At 74.7% G+C, this 15,408-nt stretch carries 18 protein-coding genes; 11 read left to right on the top strand and 7 right to left on the bottom strand.

Annotated elements, in window-relative coordinates:
* Positions 1-224: 224 nt before the first annotated feature.
* Positions 225-638: a helix-turn-helix domain-containing protein gene (locus ACWCXH_RS22140; RefSeq protein ID WP_449803153.1), complete on the bottom strand. Its 414-nt coding sequence runs from the start codon at positions 636-638 to the stop codon at positions 225-227.
* An 89-nt stretch (positions 639-727) separates the two neighbouring features.
* A complete protein-coding gene (locus ACWCXH_RS22135) occupies positions 728-1,138 on the bottom strand; it encodes a VOC family protein (protein WP_449803152.1) in 411 nt (136 codons plus the stop codon).
* 230 nt (positions 1,139-1,368) lie between these two features.
* Here ACWCXH_RS22135 and ACWCXH_RS22130 point away from each other — a divergent pair, with 230 nt between their 5' ends.
* The 4 genes from ACWCXH_RS22130 (at position 1,369) to ACWCXH_RS22115 (ending at position 5,317) form a co-directional block, all read left to right on the top strand.
* Positions 1,369-2,388 (top strand): hypothetical protein, encoded by a 1,020-nt coding sequence (locus ACWCXH_RS22130; RefSeq protein WP_449803151.1) that lies wholly within the window; start codon positions 1,369-1,371, stop codon positions 2,386-2,388.
* A gap of 147 nt (positions 2,389-2,535) precedes the next feature.
* Positions 2,536-3,216 (top strand): response regulator, encoded by a 681-nt coding sequence (locus ACWCXH_RS22125; RefSeq protein ID WP_449803150.1) that lies wholly within the window; start codon positions 2,536-2,538, stop codon positions 3,214-3,216.
* The gene (locus tag ACWCXH_RS22120) at positions 3,213-4,799 is read left to right on the top strand and encodes a sensor histidine kinase (RefSeq protein WP_449803149.1); all 1,587 of its coding nucleotides are present in this window, start codon (positions 3,213-3,215) and stop codon (positions 4,797-4,799) included. Before ACWCXH_RS22125 ends, ACWCXH_RS22120 begins: the two co-directional genes overlap by 4 nt.
* Positions 4,796-5,317 carry a hypothetical protein gene (locus tag ACWCXH_RS22115; protein ID WP_449803216.1) on the top strand — a complete coding sequence of 174 codons (522 nt, stop codon included), beginning with the start codon at positions 4,796-4,798 and terminating at the stop codon, positions 5,315-5,317. The genes ACWCXH_RS22120 and ACWCXH_RS22115 overlap by 4 nt, the downstream gene beginning before the upstream one ends.
* Before the next feature lie 33 nt (positions 5,318-5,350).
* On the opposite strand, the gene ACWCXH_RS22110 is transcribed toward ACWCXH_RS22115, so the two are convergent.
* A complete protein-coding gene (locus ACWCXH_RS22110; protein ID WP_449803148.1) occupies positions 5,351-6,157 on the bottom strand; it encodes an alpha/beta fold hydrolase in 807 nt (268 codons plus the stop codon).
* A gap of 214 nt (positions 6,158-6,371) precedes the next feature.
* Here ACWCXH_RS22110 and ACWCXH_RS22105 point away from each other — a divergent pair, with 214 nt between their 5' ends.
* The 4 genes from ACWCXH_RS22105 to ACWCXH_RS22090 all read left to right on the top strand — a co-directional run bounded on the left by ACWCXH_RS22105 (position 6,372) and on the right by ACWCXH_RS22090 (position 8,997).
* Positions 6,372-7,010 (top strand): alpha-ketoglutarate-dependent dioxygenase AlkB, encoded by a 639-nt coding sequence (locus ACWCXH_RS22105; protein WP_449803147.1) that lies wholly within the window; start codon positions 6,372-6,374, stop codon positions 7,008-7,010.
* 83 nt (positions 7,011-7,093) lie between these two features.
* The gene (locus ACWCXH_RS22100) at positions 7,094-7,840 is read left to right on the top strand and encodes a VOC family protein (protein ID WP_449803146.1); all 747 of its coding nucleotides are present in this window, start codon (positions 7,094-7,096) and stop codon (positions 7,838-7,840) included.
* 272 nt (positions 7,841-8,112) lie between these two features.
* Positions 8,113-8,832, top strand: a complete 720-nt coding sequence (locus tag ACWCXH_RS22095) for an alpha/beta hydrolase (protein ID WP_449803145.1) — start codon at positions 8,113-8,115, stop codon at positions 8,830-8,832.
* Positions 8,833-8,853: 21 nt separating this feature from the next.
* Positions 8,854-8,997 (top strand): hypothetical protein, encoded by a 144-nt coding sequence (locus ACWCXH_RS22090; RefSeq protein ID WP_449803144.1) that lies wholly within the window; start codon positions 8,854-8,856, stop codon positions 8,995-8,997.
* 38 nt (positions 8,998-9,035) lie between these two features.
* Here the strand turns inward: ACWCXH_RS22090 and ACWCXH_RS22085 are convergent, their stop codons facing one another.
* Together ACWCXH_RS22085 and ACWCXH_RS22080 are read right to left on the bottom strand one after the other, a co-directional pair.
* Positions 9,036-9,584 carry a universal stress protein gene (locus ACWCXH_RS22085; RefSeq protein ID WP_449803143.1) on the bottom strand — a complete coding sequence of 183 codons (549 nt, stop codon included), beginning with the start codon at positions 9,582-9,584 and terminating at the stop codon, positions 9,036-9,038.
* 307 nt (positions 9,585-9,891) lie between these two features.
* Positions 9,892-10,575, bottom strand: a complete 684-nt coding sequence (locus ACWCXH_RS22080) for a TetR/AcrR family transcriptional regulator (protein WP_449803142.1) — start codon at positions 10,573-10,575, stop codon at positions 9,892-9,894.
* 97 nt (positions 10,576-10,672) lie between these two features.
* Between ACWCXH_RS22080 and ACWCXH_RS22075 the strand changes: the two genes are divergently transcribed.
* The gene (locus tag ACWCXH_RS22075; protein WP_449803141.1) at positions 10,673-11,491 is read left to right on the top strand and encodes an MOSC domain-containing protein; all 819 of its coding nucleotides are present in this window, start codon (positions 10,673-10,675) and stop codon (positions 11,489-11,491) included.
* Positions 11,492-11,563: 72 nt separating this feature from the next.
* Here ACWCXH_RS22075 and ACWCXH_RS22070 read toward each other — a convergent pair whose 3' ends face one another.
* Positions 11,564-11,956 (bottom strand): ribonuclease, encoded by a 393-nt coding sequence (locus ACWCXH_RS22070; RefSeq protein ID WP_449803140.1) that lies wholly within the window; start codon positions 11,954-11,956, stop codon positions 11,564-11,566.
* A 323-nt stretch (positions 11,957-12,279) separates the two neighbouring features.
* Here ACWCXH_RS22070 and ACWCXH_RS22065 point away from each other — a divergent pair, with 323 nt between their 5' ends.
* Both ACWCXH_RS22065 and ACWCXH_RS22060 read left to right on the top strand, forming a co-directional pair.
* Positions 12,280-13,818, top strand: coding sequence for a carboxyl transferase domain-containing protein (locus ACWCXH_RS22065; RefSeq protein WP_449803139.1), 1,539 nt, complete (start codon positions 12,280-12,282; stop codon positions 13,816-13,818).
* Positions 13,819-14,284: 466 nt separating this feature from the next.
* Positions 14,285-14,692, top strand: a complete 408-nt coding sequence (locus ACWCXH_RS22060) for an aggregation-promoting factor C-terminal-like domain-containing protein (protein WP_449803138.1) — start codon at positions 14,285-14,287, stop codon at positions 14,690-14,692.
* A 224-nt stretch (positions 14,693-14,916) separates the two neighbouring features.
* Here the strand turns inward: ACWCXH_RS22060 and ACWCXH_RS22055 are convergent, their stop codons facing one another.
* The gene (locus ACWCXH_RS22055; RefSeq protein ID WP_449803137.1) at positions 14,917-15,369 is read right to left on the bottom strand and encodes an HD domain-containing protein; all 453 of its coding nucleotides are present in this window, start codon (positions 15,367-15,369) and stop codon (positions 14,917-14,919) included.
* Between the last annotated feature and the right edge of the window lie 39 nt (positions 15,370-15,408).

The raw sequence follows: 15,408 nt of genomic DNA, 5'->3' as shown, positions 1-15,408 counted from the left end.
GGGTGGGGTGACGGAGTGACGGGGTGACCGCGGCGACGGGGTGACGCGGTACGGATATCGTTGCCGTTATCGGCAGGTTCATGCCCCGGGATGACCCCGCGGACCCCTGCGGCGGCCTTCGAAGCCCCTGAACCGCCCCAGCCCGCTTACCAGTTCGTAAGACTGATGAGTAATTGCATTTCCGTACGAATTTCGCGCTCCCCGGGCAGGGCCGCGGCACGGGTTCAGGCGCGTACGGCCGTCGGCGGCCGTGCCCGGGCAGCACGGGCGCAGGGCCTGGCGTCGAACGCCTCTGGTGTCGCACCGACGAGCTCGGTGAACCGGTCGCGGAGGACGCCCGGCGTGGCACAGCCGACCGCGGACCACGCCTCCGCGGCTCCGGTGCCCCCGCCCAGCAGGAGTGCGACCGCGCGCTCGACGCGGCGTGCCATCAGGTACCCGTACGGCGAGGCACCGTACGCGAGCCGGAACTCGCGGCTGAGCTGTCCGGCCGGCATCCGGGCGCCGCGGGCGAGCGCCTCGACGTCCAGCGGGCGCGCGTACTCCCGGTCGATCCGGTCGCGCACGCGGCGCAGCCGCGCGAAGTCGCTCAGGCGCTGCGCCGCGGTGCGTGCGCGCGCCCACGCGGGGTGGCACATGGGAGAACCCCCTTCGTCGACGTCCGTCGACTCTCGTCAGTGGTCGCGAACGCCCGGCCCGAGGCCCGGGATCGGGATCGGGCCCGGGCTCAGCGGATCTCCTGGATGCGGACCATGTTCCCCGCCGGGTCGCGGAAGGCGCAGTCGCGGACGCCGTACGGCTGCTGCGTCGGCTCCTGCACGACCTCGGCGTCGTGGGCCTGCACCTTCTCGAAGGTGCCGTCGAGGTCCCGGGTGGCCAGCAGGATCCAGCCGTACGTGCCCTTGGCCATCATCTCGGCGATGGTGCGGCGCTCGTCCTCGGTGATGCCGGGGTCGGCGGCCGGGGGCGCCAGCAGGATGGACGTGCCGGGCTGGCTGGCGGGTCCGACGGTGATCCAGCGCATCGTGCCCTGGCCGACGTCGCTGCGGACCTCGAAGCCGAGGACGTCGCGGTAGAAGGCCACGGACGCGTCCGGGTCGACGTGCGGAAGGACGGTGGTGTGAATGGTGAGGTCCATGGCGACGATGCTAGGGGCGGCCCGTGGACCGCGCTTCTCGATTCCTGACCGGTTGCCGGGCCGCACCGCCCCGGCGCACCCCGCGCGCGCACGACGCGGGTGCGCCCCCACACGTCCCGGGCGCGTCCGAAAGCCGTCGCGGTTCCGTCCCCGTTCGCGTCGACGGGGTCCGGAATCGCGCGGATTCCGCAATGGTGGTGTCAACGACTCGCGCGGCTGGGGGAGTTGTCATGGGGGACGGCCAGGAACTGGTGACCACGACCGTCGACGCGCTGATCCGGGCGCCCGGGACGGCGGTGGCGGATCTCGTGCGCACGCGGCTGCGGGCGGCGCCCGGGGGCGGTGAAGCGGTGGCCGCGGCCGAGGCGGACCCGGCGGACCCGCGGGCGCGGGAGGCGCTCACCACCGCGGTCGGCCGACTGCTCGCCGAGGATCCGGCGTTCGCCCGCTACCTGCTCACCACGGAGCTGGGCCCGCCCGCGAACCCCTCGACGGTCCACCTCCGGATGAAGCCGGCCGACCCACCGACCGTCCACCTCCGGGTGGAACCCGCGGACGCCCCGACCGTCCACCTCCGGGTGAAGCCGACGTCCACCCGCCGCGCCACCGGCGGCATCCTGGTGACGCTCGCGCTCGTGGTGGTCGCCGCCCTGGTCGCCCTCGGGATCAACCTCGGCAACCGGCCGCTCCTCCAGCCCGGGGTGCGTGGCCTCGCCCACGCCGCCCCGGTGCTGCGCGACCCCGCCCAGGCCCAGGGCATCCTGCCCGACCTCGGGGCGATGCCGGGCGGCTGGCGGATCGAGAGCGGCCCGCGCTCCGGCACCGGCGTCGACGACGACGTCCCGTGCTTCGTCCAGGACGGCTGCGACCAGCAACTCGCCTACGCCACCGTGACGTTCCGTACCGCCTCCGGGCACAGCGCGCAGTTCACCGTGGTCACGTTCACCTCCGCCGAGACGGCCGGCCGGGCCTTCGACGCGATGCTGAAGAACGTGGGCGGCGCCGACGCCGCCGCGGGCGTCCCCCTCCCCTCGATCGGCGACCAGAGCGCCGCCCGGTCACACGGCGCGCAGGGGATGGAGGCCCTCGTACGGGTCGGCACCACGCTCCTCCACGTCGGCGACTCCGCGAACGTGAACGTCGGCGACGCGCCCGCCGTCACCGCCTTCGCCCGCCTCCTCGCCGCCCGCGCCCAGCAGGCCCAGGACGGCCGCACCCCCGACGCCGCCGCCCCCGGCTCGACCTCCTGAATCCCCACCACCCTCGGCCGCGCGCTTGCGGCCCCGCGGGCCGCGTATGAGCGTTTCGCAACAACGTGCGATAGGTTTCGCAACAACCTGCCGCCCACCCCGCGCCACGGTTCGATGCATGCCTGACCAGCGCCGATACTGGCAGACATGCCACGAGTACTACTGATCGAGGACGACCCGTCGGTGCGCGACGCGCTCGCGCTGGGCCTGCGCCGCCAGGGCCACGCCGTGCGCACCGCCGCGTCGGGCGAGGAGGGGCTGGCCGAGGCCCACCGGGAGCCGCCCGAGGTCGTGGTGCTCGACCTGATGCTGCCGGGCATCGACGGCCTGGAGGTGTGCCGCCGCCTGCGCGCGGAGGGCCCGACCCCGGTGATCATGCTGACCGCCCTCGGGGGTGACGTCGACACCGTGCTCGGCCTGGAGGCGGGCGCCGACGACTACGTGGTCAAGCCCGCGCAGTCCCGCGTCCTGGACGCCCGGATCCGCGCCGTGCTGCACCGCGGCGGCACCCCCGGCCCCGAGCCGGTCCGCGAGACGCACGGCGACCTCGTCCTCGACCGGGCCGCGCTGACCGTCACCAAGCGCGGCACCCCGCTGCTCCTCGCCCCGGACGAACTGCGCCTGCTGCTGGAGCTCGCCGCCGCGCCCGGGCGCGTGTTCAGCCGCGAGCAGCTCCTGGAGTCGGTGTGGGGGCTCGGCCGCCAGGACGACGTCCGCCTCGTCGACGCCGCGGTGGACCGGCTGCGCGCCGAGATCGAGGACAGCCCGGCCGCGCCCCGCCACGTCCAGACCGTCCGCGGTTTCGGCTACCGCTTCGGACCGCTGTGAGCACCGCCCGCCGGAACCCGCCGGCCGACGACCCCTCCGGCAGACGGCCGTCCGCCGGGGCGCCCTCCGAGAACCCCGCGCCGGCACGGCCTGCCGACCCCCGACGGCGCCGCCTGCTCCGCCTGCGCCGCGCCGTCGCCGGGCTGCGCCCGCGCATGCTCGCCGCGTTCGTCGCCGTCGCCGCCCTCAGCGCGCTCGCCACCGCCGCCCTCACCTACCGGGCCGCGACCAACTCCACCCTCGACCTCACCCAGGACACCACCCTCGACGAGCTGCGCCGACGCATCGACGTCCTCTCCCCCGCCCTGCCCTTCCCACCGACTCAGGCCGAACTCGACCGCCTCGCCGGACAGTTGTCCGGCACCGGCGGCTTCCGCGACTGGCGCGTCCTGGCCTCGTACGGGACGATCCACTCCGAGTGGACCCAGCCCGTCGCCGTCCCACCCACCCTGCAGGCCACCGTCGGCGCCGGCCACGCCGCGTTCCAGCGCTTCGCCGCCGACGGCCACCCGTGGCTCGCCGCCGGCGTGCCCGTCACCTACGCCCCGTCCGGCACGAGCACCGGCGTCCCCGGCAGGACCCCGCCCGGCCCCGGTACCCCCTCCGGGCTCACCGTCTACGCGATCCTCCCCCTCGACCGCGAACAGGGCGCCGCCGACGAGGTGCTCGCCGGGGCCGCCGGGGCCGGCGCGTTCGCCGCCGTCCTCGCCGCCGGTCTCGCCCTGCTCGCCGCCCGGCAGGTGCTGCGCCCGGTCCGGGCCCTCGGCGACGCCGCCCGCGCCCTCGCCCAGGGCCGGCTCGACACCCGCCTCACCGTCACCGGCCACGACGAACTCGCCCAGCTCTCCAAGACGTTCAACCACACCGCCCGCACCCTCCAGGGCACCATCGAGGAACTGCGCGCCATCGAGAGCCAGGGCCGCCGGTTCGCCGCCGACGTCTCCCACGAACTGCGCACCCCGCTGGCCGCCATGCTCGCCGTCACCGACATCCTCGACGAGGACGCCGAGCAGCTGCCGCCCGACACCGGCACCGCGCTGCGCATGATCAGCAACGAGACCAACCGCCTCACCCGGCTCGTCAACGACCTCATCGAAATCTCCCGCCTCGACGCGGGCGCCGCCCCGCTGCGCGCCGAGGACGTCGACGCGGCCGCGGCCGTGCGCGAGACCCTCGACCTGCGCGGCTGGACCGAACGGATCGAGGTCGACCTGCCCGCCGCCCTGCCGGTGCGGCTCGACCCGCGCCGCTTCGACGTCATCGTCGCCAACCTCGCCGGCAACGCGCTGCGCCACGGCCGCCCGCCGGTGCGGCTGATCCTGCGGGAGGCCGACGGCGAGCTCGTGCTCACCGTCACCGACCGCGGCCCGGGCATCCCGCCCGCCGAACTCCCGCACCTGTTCGACCGGTTCTACAAGGCCGACAAGTCCCGCGCCCGCTCCGAGGGCAGCGGGCTCGGCCTCGCCATCGCCCAGGAGAACGCCCGCCTGCACGGCGGCGTCATCGAGGCCGCCAACTCCCCTGCGGGCGGTGCGGTGTTCACCCTCGTCCTGCCCCGCGGCACCACATCGGAGGACCAGTGACGACCACCGGAGGGCCACGGCACACCACCGGACGGCCGATGACGACCGCCCGCCGCCTGGCCGCCGCCACGGCGCTGCTCCTGCTCGCGTGCGGCTGCTCGATCCCGAGCACCGACCCGGTCCGCAGCGGCCTGCCCGCCACCGGCATCGAACCGGGCACCCGCCTCTACTTCCCCGGCCCGCAGGGCATCCGGCTCGCCATCCGCCCGGGCGCCCGGCGCGAGGACCTCCAGCGGACCCTCGACACCCTGCTCGCGGGCCCCGACCCGACCGAGCGGCACGGCGGCCTCTACAGCAACCTCCCCACCACCGGCCGCGTCGAGGCCACCGCCACGCCCGGCGCCGTCACCCTCCGTCTCTCCTGGCCCACCGCCTCGCTCAGCACCACCGCGATCCAGCAGCTCGTCTGCACCACCGAGGACGCCCCCGCCGACGGCCCGACGCCGCACGTCTCCATCGTGAGCAGCGACGCCCCCAGCGCGATCCAGCAGCAGTGCGACCTCCACCGCAACGGCTGAGCGCACCGGCGTGGACCTCGCCGAGGGCCCCGGTCAGCCCAGCGAGGCGAAGAACGCGATCAACTGCTCGTTGACGGCGGCGGGTTGGTCGACGTGGGTGGTGTGACCGGCGTCGGGGATGACGGCGGCGGCGGCGCGGAGGTTGAGGGCGGCGGTGGCCTCGGCGTGGGCGCTGGGCCAGAACTGGCTGTCGGCGCCGGCGATGACGAGGACGGGGACCCGGGCGCGGGTGACCTCGTCGCGCCAGTCCTGACGGGAGTGGTCGAGGAGGAGGGCGTGCGTGTCAAGAGTGATGAGGCTCTCGGCGCCGCGTCCGCCGGCGGCCTTGAGCCGGGCGTCGAGTTCGGCGGGGTCGGGCCAGGGGCGGCCGTGGCCGGTGGCGAAGGCCTCGGGGGTGGCGAAGAGGGTGCCGAGGTTCTGCTCGGTCAGGCCGTAGAAGCCGTGGGGCCAGTCGGGGGTGTTGAGCATCTTCGGGGTCTGGTCGATGGTGGCGATCCCGGCGAGGCGTCCGGTGCCGCAGAGACTGGTGTAGGCCCAGATGGTGCTGGCGCCCATGGACTGGCCGACGGCGATCACGTCGTACAGGTCGAGCCGGGTGAGGAGTTCGTCGAGGTCCTTGCCGTGACGGGCGATGCGCTGGCCCCACCAGGGGCGGTCGGACTGGCCGCTCCAGCGGCGGTCGAGCGAGATGACGCGATGTCCGGCGGCGCGCAGGGGCTCCCACTGCAGGGCCCAGTCGTCGGCCGAGGCGCCGTAGCCCGGGACGAGGACGACGGGCTGCCCGACCCCGTCGTCGTAGTAGTGCAGCGAGACGCCGTCGTCGGTGGTGATCCTGGGCATGGCGGCACTCCTGGTGACCGGGTGACGTGGGGACCGCCTCATGCTCCCGGCGCGGCGGCGGCCGGACCGGGGCGCCACGCCTGGCACCTCACCCGGTCAGCGGACTCCGGCGCTGGTGGCCCGGAGGTGGCGGACGGGTGCGGCTGAGCGCGCGGGCGTCCCCGGCGCGGGCGATATTCGAGTGAATGTTCGAATCGAGGCGTACGCTGGAACCATGCCCGGCACCGTTCACCTCCAGCCCTCGCTGTTCGACGACCTCGGCGACGACGTCCGCCTCGGGCCGCTCGGCGGGATGCGGCGGTTGGTGCTCGGGGACGGGGCGTGGCTCGATGTGCTGCCGGGGTGGCTGCACGGGGCGGACCGGGTGTTCGAACAGCTGGCGGCGGAGGTGCCCTGGCGGGCGGAACGCCGGGAGATGTACGAGCGCATGGTGGACGTCCCGCGGCTGCTCGCGTCGTACCCCGAGGGGGCCGAGGCCCCGCACCCCGTGCTCGCGGAGGCCCGCGAGGCGCTGAGCGCGCACTACGCCGAGGAGCTGGGCGAGCCGTTCCGGACGCTGGGCCTGTGCTACTACCGCGACGGACGGGACAGCGTGGCCTGGCACGGCGACCGGATCGGGCGCGGGAACCGCGAGGACACCATGGTCGCGATCCTGTCCGTCGGAGAGCCGCGCGCGCTCCTGCTGCGGCCGCGGCACGGCGCCGGGGCGGTGGTCCGGCACCGGGTCGGGCACGGGGACCTGGTGGTGATGGGCGGCTCCTGTCAGCGGACCTGGGAGCACGCGATCCCGAAGACCGCGCGACCGGTGGGCCCGCGGATCAGCATCCAGTTCCGGCCGCGCGGCGTGGCCTGAAACCCCCGGTTGCCGTCGGCGGAGCGGTCGTGGACGCTGGCCGGAGGGGACGGGCGCGACGGGGGGCGAGCGCAGGAGGCGGCATGCCGAAGGCTGGCAGGTACCGCGAGGGCGTCCCGTGCTGGGTGGCGCTCGCGGTGCCGGACGTCGAGCGGGCCCGGCGCTTCTACGGCGGGTTGTTCGGATGGGACTTCGTCGCGACCGGCCCGGCCGAGGCGGTGGCCACGCTGTACGGCGCGCAGGTCGCGGCCGTCGGGCCGCCGTCCGAACCCCCCGCCTGGCTCACCTGCCTCGCCACCCCGGACGTCCGCCGGAGCACCGCCGCGATCCGGGCGGCGGGCGGGCGGCTCGTCCGCGAGCCGTACGACGTGCCGGACCAGGGCCGGGCGGCGCTGGCCGCCGACCCGCTGGGCGCGGTGTTCGGGCTCTGGCAGGGCGGGCCGGTCCCGGGCGCGGGGCTGGTCAACGAGCCGGGCACGTTCACCTGGAACGAGCACCTCTCCCCTGATCCGGACGCCGCCCGCGCCTTCTACCGGCAGGTGTTCGGCTTCACCTACGACCGGCCGCGGGACGGCTACTCCGTCTTCCGCGCCCAGGGCCTCCCGGCCGGCGGGATCGGGCCCGCGGAGGCCACCGGCGCCGTGTGGCGGACCACCTTCGCGACCGACGACGCCGACCGCGCCGCCGCACGCCTGCGCACCCTCGGCGGCACCGTCCTCACCGGGCCCGAGCCGACGCCGTTCGGCCGCTCGATGCTGGTCCGGGACGACAGCGGGGCGGTGTTCACCCTGATCGCCGTCCCACCCGACGAATCCGCGGAGGCGGCCTGACCCGCATCGCCCCGCTTCAGTCCTTCACCGTGCCCGCGAGCCCGGACACCAGCCGCCATGACCCCGCGAACGCGAACGAGGTCCGGCACCCGGATGGGTGCCGGACCTCGCCCGACAATGGAGCGCCAGGCCCGGGTTGCACGGACTCTCCCTACTGAAAGTAGGACGTGCTCTGGTAGCACCGCTGACGCCTGACGAGAGATCATCTCCCTCGCGACGAGAAGTACAGTACCAGGTCAGCGGCCAGGCACCGAACCGGAGGGGAACACCGCATGACCAGTACGCAATCCGACGCCCCCGACGTCGTCGAGTACGCCGACGGACGGCCGATGGACGTCCACCTCCCGCCGGCCGGGACGGCCGGGCCGGTCCCCGTCGTGCTGCTGTGGCACGGCCGCGGGCCCGACGAGCGGGACGTCCTGCGGCCGCTCGCGCGGGAGACCGCCCGGCACGGGCTGCTCGTGCTCGTCCCCGACTGGCGCTCGGACCGGGAGGACGGCGGCCGCGCCGAGCTGCTCGCCTCCCTCGCCCACACCCGCCGCGCCGCCGTGCGGTTCGGCGGCGACCCGGACCGGCTCGTCCTGGCCGGCTGGTCGATGGGCGGCCGGGAGGCCGTCGCCGTGGCGATCGACCCCGGCACGCCCGCCGAACTGCGGCCGGCCGCGGCGGTCGGCATCTCTTCCAGCTACGCCCGCCCGGCCGTCGCCAACGGCGTCGTACCGGTCGAGTTCCTGGCGCGGACGCCGTCCCCCGTCCCGCTCTGGCTGATCCACGGCACGGAGGACACGGTGATGGGGCCCGAGCACACCCGGTTGCTGGCCACCGCGGCCACCTCGGCCGAGCTGTACGAGCTCCCCACCGACCACGCGGGCGTGGTGATGACGGAGTACAGCCCCGAGGCACAGCGCTGCGTTCCCGCGACGTCCGAGAGCGCCCTGGACGCCGGCCGCCGCGTCGCCGCGGTCCTCGCCGAGGCGGCCGGGCTGTCGTAGGGCTGTGGCACGCTCTTCGCCATGGACTCCCCCTCGCTCGCCGGGTGGCCCGCCGACCGGCTCGACGGCCGCGCGTGGTGGGAGGAGCACGTCGTGGACGAGCGGGACGGCGAGGTGCTCCCGCCCTGGCCGGGCGCCGCCGCCCGGATCGCCGTACCCGGCTGATACCCCACCGGCATTGGCCGGCTCCGGCCGACTCCGGCCTACTGTCCGGCCGGCGCGAAGCTCACGCCGTGGCTTCGCTCCAGCGCCTCCAACTCCCGCTGCAGCGGCGGCCTGGGCACGGCCAGCACCGGGCACGACGCGTGCCGCACGCAGTAGGCGGTGACGGACGGGCGCAGCAGGCGGGTGAGAGGGCCGCGGCTGCCCGCGCCGAGGACGAGGAGGTCGCCGGGGCGGTCGGCGCAGCGCACCAGCGTGTGGCCGGTCTCGCCGCGGACGGCCTGGCAGCGCAGCCGCACACCGGCGTAGCCGCCGCCGAACGCCTCGTCGAGGGCCCGCCGGAGGCGGGCGACGGCGGCGTCGCGGCCGGCGGTGAGCATCGGCGGGCACGGGGTGCGGCGGTGGCCGGCGTCGCCACCGGCCGGGGTCCAGCAGAGGACGGCGAGCACCTCGGCGTCGGTGCGGCGGGCTTCGGCGACGGCGTGGTGGAGGGCGGCGAGGCTGCCGAGGGAGCCGCTGAGGCCGACGACGATCCGGTCGCAGTCGTCGGCGGGTTCGCCCGCCGCCCCGGATATGCCGCTGTCCGCCATGGTCCGTCCGCCTCTCCGCTCGTGTGACGGCGCGCGCTGCGTACGCGCGCCGTCCTCCGTGTCGTCACATGCAAGACGGCCGGAGGGGTCGGCGGGCTCCCCTTTGACGGAGTCCTGACGCGCAGGTGGGCGTTCCGTATGCACTCCTGATGCCGGGAAGACCGGGAGCACCGGGAGCGCCGGGAACGCCCTTCCGGGGCAAGGGACTCCTGCCCGGGCTCGCCAACCGGCCGGGCCCGGATCGGGCGCAGTACCCGCTGAGCCCGATCCACTTCCCGGTGGAGTCGCCGCCCCGGCGGGCCGGCGGTTAGGGCGCGTCCTTCGGTTCAGGCCGGTCGGCCTCCCAGAGGTCGGCGAACATCCGGTCCAGGTGCTCCTCGCCGATCGGCGGGACGGGCAGCGGGTGGGTGGCGCGGGCGCGGAAGCCGTCGAGGAGGAGGGCGAGGTAGCGCCGCCAGAGGTCGGGGCGCAGCTCGGTGGCGGCGGGCAGGGCCCGGCACAGCGGGCCGAGCAGGAAGAGGAGGTCCATGGTGACCACGTCGCGCCGCATGGTGCCCTGTTCCTGGGCGCGGGCGATGAGGGCGCCGACGGTGGCGGCGTGCTGCCGGCCGATCTCGATCATGCCGGGGATCGTGGGGATGGCCTGGGTGACGAGGTCGTTGATGCCGCGGTCGGCGGCGACGAGCTCGAAGATCCGCTCGAAGTAGCGCTCGATGGCGGTCCAGGCGTCGGCGGCGGCCAGTGCCTCCTCGCCCGCTGCGGCGAGGGTGGCGCCGGCGTCGGCGAACACCTCGGCGATCAGCGCCTCCCGGGTGGGGAAGTGCCGGTAGAGGGTGGCGTTGCCGACGCCGGCCTCCTTGGCGATCTGGTCGAGCGGGACGTCGAGGCCGTGCCGGGAGAACATGTCGCGGGCGGCGGCGAGCAGCAGGTCACGGTTGCGCCGGGCGTCGCGCCGGAGCCGGGCCGGGGGGTTCGCGCTGCTCGGTGCCATGCCCCGAACCCTAGCAACTCGGGCGAAAAGCCCGCAGTCGACCGCGGCGAACGGTCGACTACGCTGGCCGGCAGTAACGGGGAGGGGCGGGGAAGTCATGGCCACTGTGGTGGAGTTGCGGTACTACCCGGTCAAGGGGTGCGCCGGGGTCGCGGCCGAGCGGGCGGAGCTGACCCCCGCCGGGCTCGCGCACGACCGGGCGTTCATGGTCGTGGACGAGGGCGGCGTCTTCCGCTCGCAGCGACGGGACCGTGCCCTCGCCGCCGTCCGCCCGTCCGTCTCCGCGGACGGCGGCCGGATCACCTTGGCGGCGCCGGGCGTCGAGGCGGTGACCACTGCGGTGGACACCGAGGGACCGCGGCGGCCGGTCGAGCTGTTCGGCACGCCGTTCCACGGCATCGACCAGGGCGACGCCGTGGCCGAGTGGCTGTCGGAGGTGCTCGGCACCCGCAGTCGGCTGGTCCGCGTGCCGCCCGAGCACGACCGGGTCACCGACGGGCTCACCCCGGGCACCTCCGGGTACGCCGACAGCTGCGCCGTCCACCTGCTGTCCCGCGCGTCGCTGGACGACTTCAACGCGCGCACCGGCGAACCCCCGCTCCCCATGGACCGGTTCCGCCCGAACATCGTCGTGGCCGACTGGGACGAGCCGCACACCGAGGACCTGGCCCGCCGACTCACGATCGGCGACGCCGAGTTGGGTTACGCCAAGCTCGCCGTGCGCTGCGCCGTGACGCTCGTCGACCAGTCCACCGGCGCCAAGGCCGGTCCCGAACCGCTGCGCACCCTGGCCCGCTACCGCCGGGCCGCGGGCGGCGGCGTCGCCTTCGGCGCCAAGTTCGCCGTGCTCCGCCCCGGCACGCTGCGCGTCGGGGACGAGCTCACGGTGGCCGCCTGGGGCCCGTCGGAGCTCTGAACTCCCTTACGCGGCATGGCTGCCGGCCTCGACGGCACGCCGCCGGGGCCAGCAGCCGGATCGAGGACAGGCTCAGCAGGTCTGGTCGATCAGGTAGAACGTGGCGTAGTGGTCGCCCGTGTAGTAGTCCTCCTGGGACTGCTGGCCGGTGATGATGCGTCGGGTGCCGCGGGTCGGGGCGCCCGGCGTGATGACGGTGTACTCGTGGTAGTAGCCGTAGGACTGGCTCGGGAGCACGTCCTCTCTGTTCTGGAACACCACGCCGTCCTGGGAGTACGGGAACGGACCGTTGCTGGCGATCAGGTTGAGGGTGTCGTTGGCCTCCGACGGCAGGGCGGAGAGGCAGACCGTGCCGCTCACGTCGGCGTGCGCCTCGGTGGCGACGGCGACGGGCGCGAGGGTCATCAGGGCGACGGCGGTGACGGCGGCAGCGCGGTTCTTCCACGCGCGTAGAGTGCGGGTCATGACAAACAGTGTGGCGAGCCCCCGGCCCATCCGGAAGGCCTGAACCAACTTTTTACCCATCGGTAACTTGCTTGCCCAGCAGGGGATTTGACGCGTACTCCGATCCGCATCGTGATCCCTTCGACACCCTCCGCGAGACCGTCCACGAACCGCCCGTGAACTACCGGAACCGTGCGTTCCCGTCGTACCGCTCGACTTGCTCACACCTTCGCGACGTTTCCGCCCCACCGCCGCCGCGCCCCATAGAGTGTCGATCGTTCCGGGGATCCCGATCATGGACGGGACTCCCGACGACCGCGGGACGATCACCAGTGGGGGCGGGCATGGGTACGGGAACGTCGCTGACGGCGCACCAGCTGATCGGACTGCTCGTCGACCCCGGCAGCTTCCACACCTGGGACGAGCCCGCCGACCCCCACCCCGCCGACCCCGGCTACCGCGCCTCGCTCGCCCGCGCCCGCGAGCGCACCGGCCTGGACGAGGCCGTCCTCACCGGCGCCGGCCTGATCGGCGGGCGGCCGGTGGCGATCGTCGCGTCCGAGTTCGGCTTCCTCGGCGGCTCGATCGGCGTCGGCACCGCCGAGCGGATCACCCGGGCCGTCGAGCGGGCCACCGCCGAGCGGCTGCCGCTGCTCGCCCTGCCGGTCTCCGGCGGGACGCGCATGCAGGAGGGGTCGGCGGCCTTCCTCTGCATGCTGCGCATCACCGCCGCCGTCCAGGCGCACCGGGCCGCGGGCCTCCCCTACTTCACCTACCTGCGGAACCCCACCATGGGCGGTGTCTTCGCCTCCTGGGGCACGCTCGGCCAGCTGGTGTTCGCCGAGCCCGGCGCCCGCCTCGGCTTCCTCGGCCCGCGCGTGTACGAGGAGCTGCGCGGCGTCGAGCTGCCGGCCGAGGTCCAGCGCGCCGAGACGCTGGCGGAGAGGGGGCTGGTGGACGCCGTCGTGCCGCCGGAGGAACTGCGCGAGGTGGTGCGCCGGTCGCTTGCCGTCCTGGCGGCCAGGCCCGCGCCGAGCCCCGCTCCCCCATCTGCGGCCCCTCGCTCTACGGCTCCCCTATATATGCAGAAGCCAACCAGGACGCGGGCCCCCGCCGACGCCTGGGACTCCGTCCGCCGAACCCGCCGCCCCGACCGCCCCGGCACCCGCGAACTGCTGCGCCGCACCGCCGAGGAGCTGGTGCTGCTGGACGCCCCCGGCGGCCGGGGCGGCGCACTGGTCCGCGCGCTCGCCGTCCTCGGCGGGCAGCCGGTGCTCGTCGTCGGCCAGCAGCGGCGGACGCCCGACCACGAGCGCCCCTTCACCGCGGCCGACCTGCGAGCCGTCCGCCGCAGCGCCCGACTGGCCGAGCAGCTGGGCCTGCCGCTGCTCACGGTGGTGGACACGGCCGGCGCCGAACTGTCCGCGCAGGCCGAGCTGGACGGCATCGCCGTCGAGATCGCGCACTGCCTGACCACCCTGCTCGCGCTGCGCACCCCCGTCCTGGCGGTCCTGCTCGGCCAGGGCTCGGGCGGCGGGGCACTGGCCCTGCTCCCGGCGGACCGCGTGATCGCCGCCGAGCACTCCTGGCTCGCGCCGCTGCCGCCCGAAGGCGCGTCCGCGATCGTCCACCGAGACGGCGCGCACGCGGCCGAGCTGGCCCGGGCGCAGGGCATCGGCGCGGACGACCTGGCGCGGGTGGGCCTGGTGGACGAAGTGGTCCCGGAGCGGCCGGACGCCGCCGACGAGCCGGAAACGTTCTGCGAGCGGCTCGGGGAGGCCGTCGCCGCGGCCCTCGGCGCGCTCGCGGCGGTTCCGGAGGCGCAACGGTTCGCCGCGCGGGCCGACCGGCACCGTCGGCTGGGTGATCCTCGCTCTCGGTGACGTCGGCGTGTGGCGCCGGTCTCATCGGAGGAGCGATCGTCTGTACCCAAAGTGGTGGCCGCAGGCCGCCGAGTGACGACACCCGGGGTCCAAACGGTGAGTGCGCTCACAGGGAATCCCAGGCGACGACGGGTCGTAGTAGCGCCCCCGCGGCCATTTCGCCGTTCCGGCCGATTCACACCCGAATGGACATTCGAGCAGGTCAGAACCGGTCCGCACGGCCCCCTCGATCATCCCTTCGAATCGATGGCGGTCGACGGGTGTACGACCGCGGATCGTATCGAGGGGGTCTTGGCGGCGGCCGATCCGGTCTGACAACAATGAATCTCGTCGTCAGCCGCACCGGCTCCTGTCCCGCCGGTGAACGGCTTGTCGCCGAGTCGCGCCCCGCAACCGTCGGCCCCTGTCCGGCCATGGTCCTGGACGGGACGCGACCCGGCCCAACCCGATTGAGGTCCATTTGTTCATGCCCGCTTTCAAGCTCCGTATGCGCACCTCTGCCGCCGTTCTCGCCGGCACCGCCGGTCTGACCGCCCTGAGCGCCGGCGTGATGCCCGCCACCGCCGACGCCGCGACCGCCGCCTCCCCGAAGACCGTCAAGGCCATCGCCGCCCGGATCGTCCCGGCCAACCAGCTGGCCTCCTTCAGCCAGATCATCTTCCACGAGTCCAGCTGGAACGTGACGGCGACCAACCCGAGCTCGGGTGCGTACGGTCTGGGCCAGGCGCTGCCGGCCTCCAAGATGGCCTCCGCGGGCGCCGACTGGCGGACCAACCCCACCACCCAGATCAAGTGGGCGCTGAACTACATGAACACCCGCTACGGCAGCCCGAACGCCGCCTGGGCCTTCTGGCAGACCCACCACTGGTACTAAGCCGACCCCCTCGGCAGCACCCCCCTCGGCAGCACCGTCGCATACCCGCTTCCCGCACCACCTCCCCCCTCACCCCGGGGGTCGGACAGGGACCACCCGGGTGACCCGGCAGGGCCCGTGCCCGCGCGATCCGCGTGGCACGGGCCCTGCCGCGGTTTCCGCCACCCCCGCCCACCGGTCACTCATGCACCGGCAACTCCTCCACAGGCAAGGGGACTTGACCGTCAGAGCTCCCCGGTGAGCCCCAGCAGCTCGCGCATCCGCGCGTACTTGGCGCGCAGCCGCTCGGCCGTCGCCTCGTCCAGCACGGCGAGCCGGGCCGGGTCGGAGTTGTGGGCCAGGTCGGCGCGCTTGACCAGAAGCGCCCCCGGGGTGGCCAGGATCCGGGCGGTGTACTCCTCGACCGGCTCGCCCGGCCGCTTGGTCAGCGCGTCCACGATCGCCTTGGTGGACTCCGGCAGCGCCGCATGCTCCAGCCAGTCGCGGCTCAGCCGGTCGTCCTCGACGGTGTCGTGCAGCCAGCCCGCCGCGATCTGCGCCTCGCTGCCGCCCCGCTCCGCCGTCCCCCGGGCCACCGCCGCGAGGTGCTCGCTGTACGGGTGGCCGTTCTTGTCGACCTGCCCCTCGTGCGCGCGTCGGGCGATCGTCTCCACTTCGGCCAGGCTCAGATAGTCCATCGGCTCATCGTAGGGCCCGCGCGCGAGCGCGCAGGGCCC

Source organism: Kitasatospora sp. NPDC001660 (assembly GCF_053596725.1).
The sequence above is the reverse complement of the archived record's forward strand: the minus strand, read 5'-3'. Positions and strand labels throughout refer to the sequence as shown.

Bases quoted from the DNA above. Each gene is read 5' to 3' on its own strand.
- ACWCXH_RS22130 (WP_449803151.1), top strand. From the start codon at position 1,369: ATGGGGGACGGCCAGGAACTGGTGACCACGACCGTCGACGCGCTGATC.
- ACWCXH_RS22080 (WP_449803142.1), bottom strand. From the start codon at position 10,575: ATGGCACCGAGCAGCGCGAACCCCCCGGCCCGGCTCCGGCGCGACGCC.
- ACWCXH_RS22105 (WP_449803147.1), top strand. From the start codon at position 6,372: ATGCCCGGCACCGTTCACCTCCAGCCCTCGCTGTTCGACGACCTCGGC.
- ACWCXH_RS22070 (WP_449803140.1), bottom strand. From the start codon at position 11,956: ATGACCCGCACTCTACGCGCGTGGAAGAACCGCGCTGCCGCCGTCACC.
- ACWCXH_RS22055 (WP_449803137.1), bottom strand. From the start codon at position 15,369: ATGGACTATCTGAGCCTGGCCGAAGTGGAGACGATCGCCCGACGCGCG.
- ACWCXH_RS22060 (WP_449803138.1), top strand. From the start codon at position 14,285: ATGCCCGCTTTCAAGCTCCGTATGCGCACCTCTGCCGCCGTTCTCGCC.
- ACWCXH_RS22085 (WP_449803143.1), bottom strand. From the start codon at position 9,584: ATGGCGGACAGCGGCATATCCGGGGCGGCGGGCGAACCCGCCGACGAC.
- ACWCXH_RS22065 (WP_449803139.1), top strand. From the start codon at position 12,280: ATGGGTACGGGAACGTCGCTGACGGCGCACCAGCTGATCGGACTGCTC.
- ACWCXH_RS22095 (WP_449803145.1), top strand. From the start codon at position 8,113: ATGACCAGTACGCAATCCGACGCCCCCGACGTCGTCGAGTACGCCGAC.
- ACWCXH_RS22090 (WP_449803144.1), top strand. From the start codon at position 8,854: ATGGACTCCCCCTCGCTCGCCGGGTGGCCCGCCGACCGGCTCGACGGC.
- ACWCXH_RS22110 (WP_449803148.1), bottom strand. From the start codon at position 6,157: ATGCCCAGGATCACCACCGACGACGGCGTCTCGCTGCACTACTACGAC.
- ACWCXH_RS22140 (WP_449803153.1), bottom strand. From the start codon at position 638: ATGTGCCACCCCGCGTGGGCGCGCGCACGCACCGCGGCGCAGCGCCTG.
- ACWCXH_RS22100 (WP_449803146.1), top strand. From the start codon at position 7,094: ATGCCGAAGGCTGGCAGGTACCGCGAGGGCGTCCCGTGCTGGGTGGCG.
- ACWCXH_RS22125 (WP_449803150.1), top strand. From the start codon at position 2,536: ATGCCACGAGTACTACTGATCGAGGACGACCCGTCGGTGCGCGACGCG.
- ACWCXH_RS22075 (WP_449803141.1), top strand. From the start codon at position 10,673: ATGGCCACTGTGGTGGAGTTGCGGTACTACCCGGTCAAGGGGTGCGCC.
- ACWCXH_RS22135 (WP_449803152.1), bottom strand. From the start codon at position 1,138: ATGGACCTCACCATTCACACCACCGTCCTTCCGCACGTCGACCCGGAC.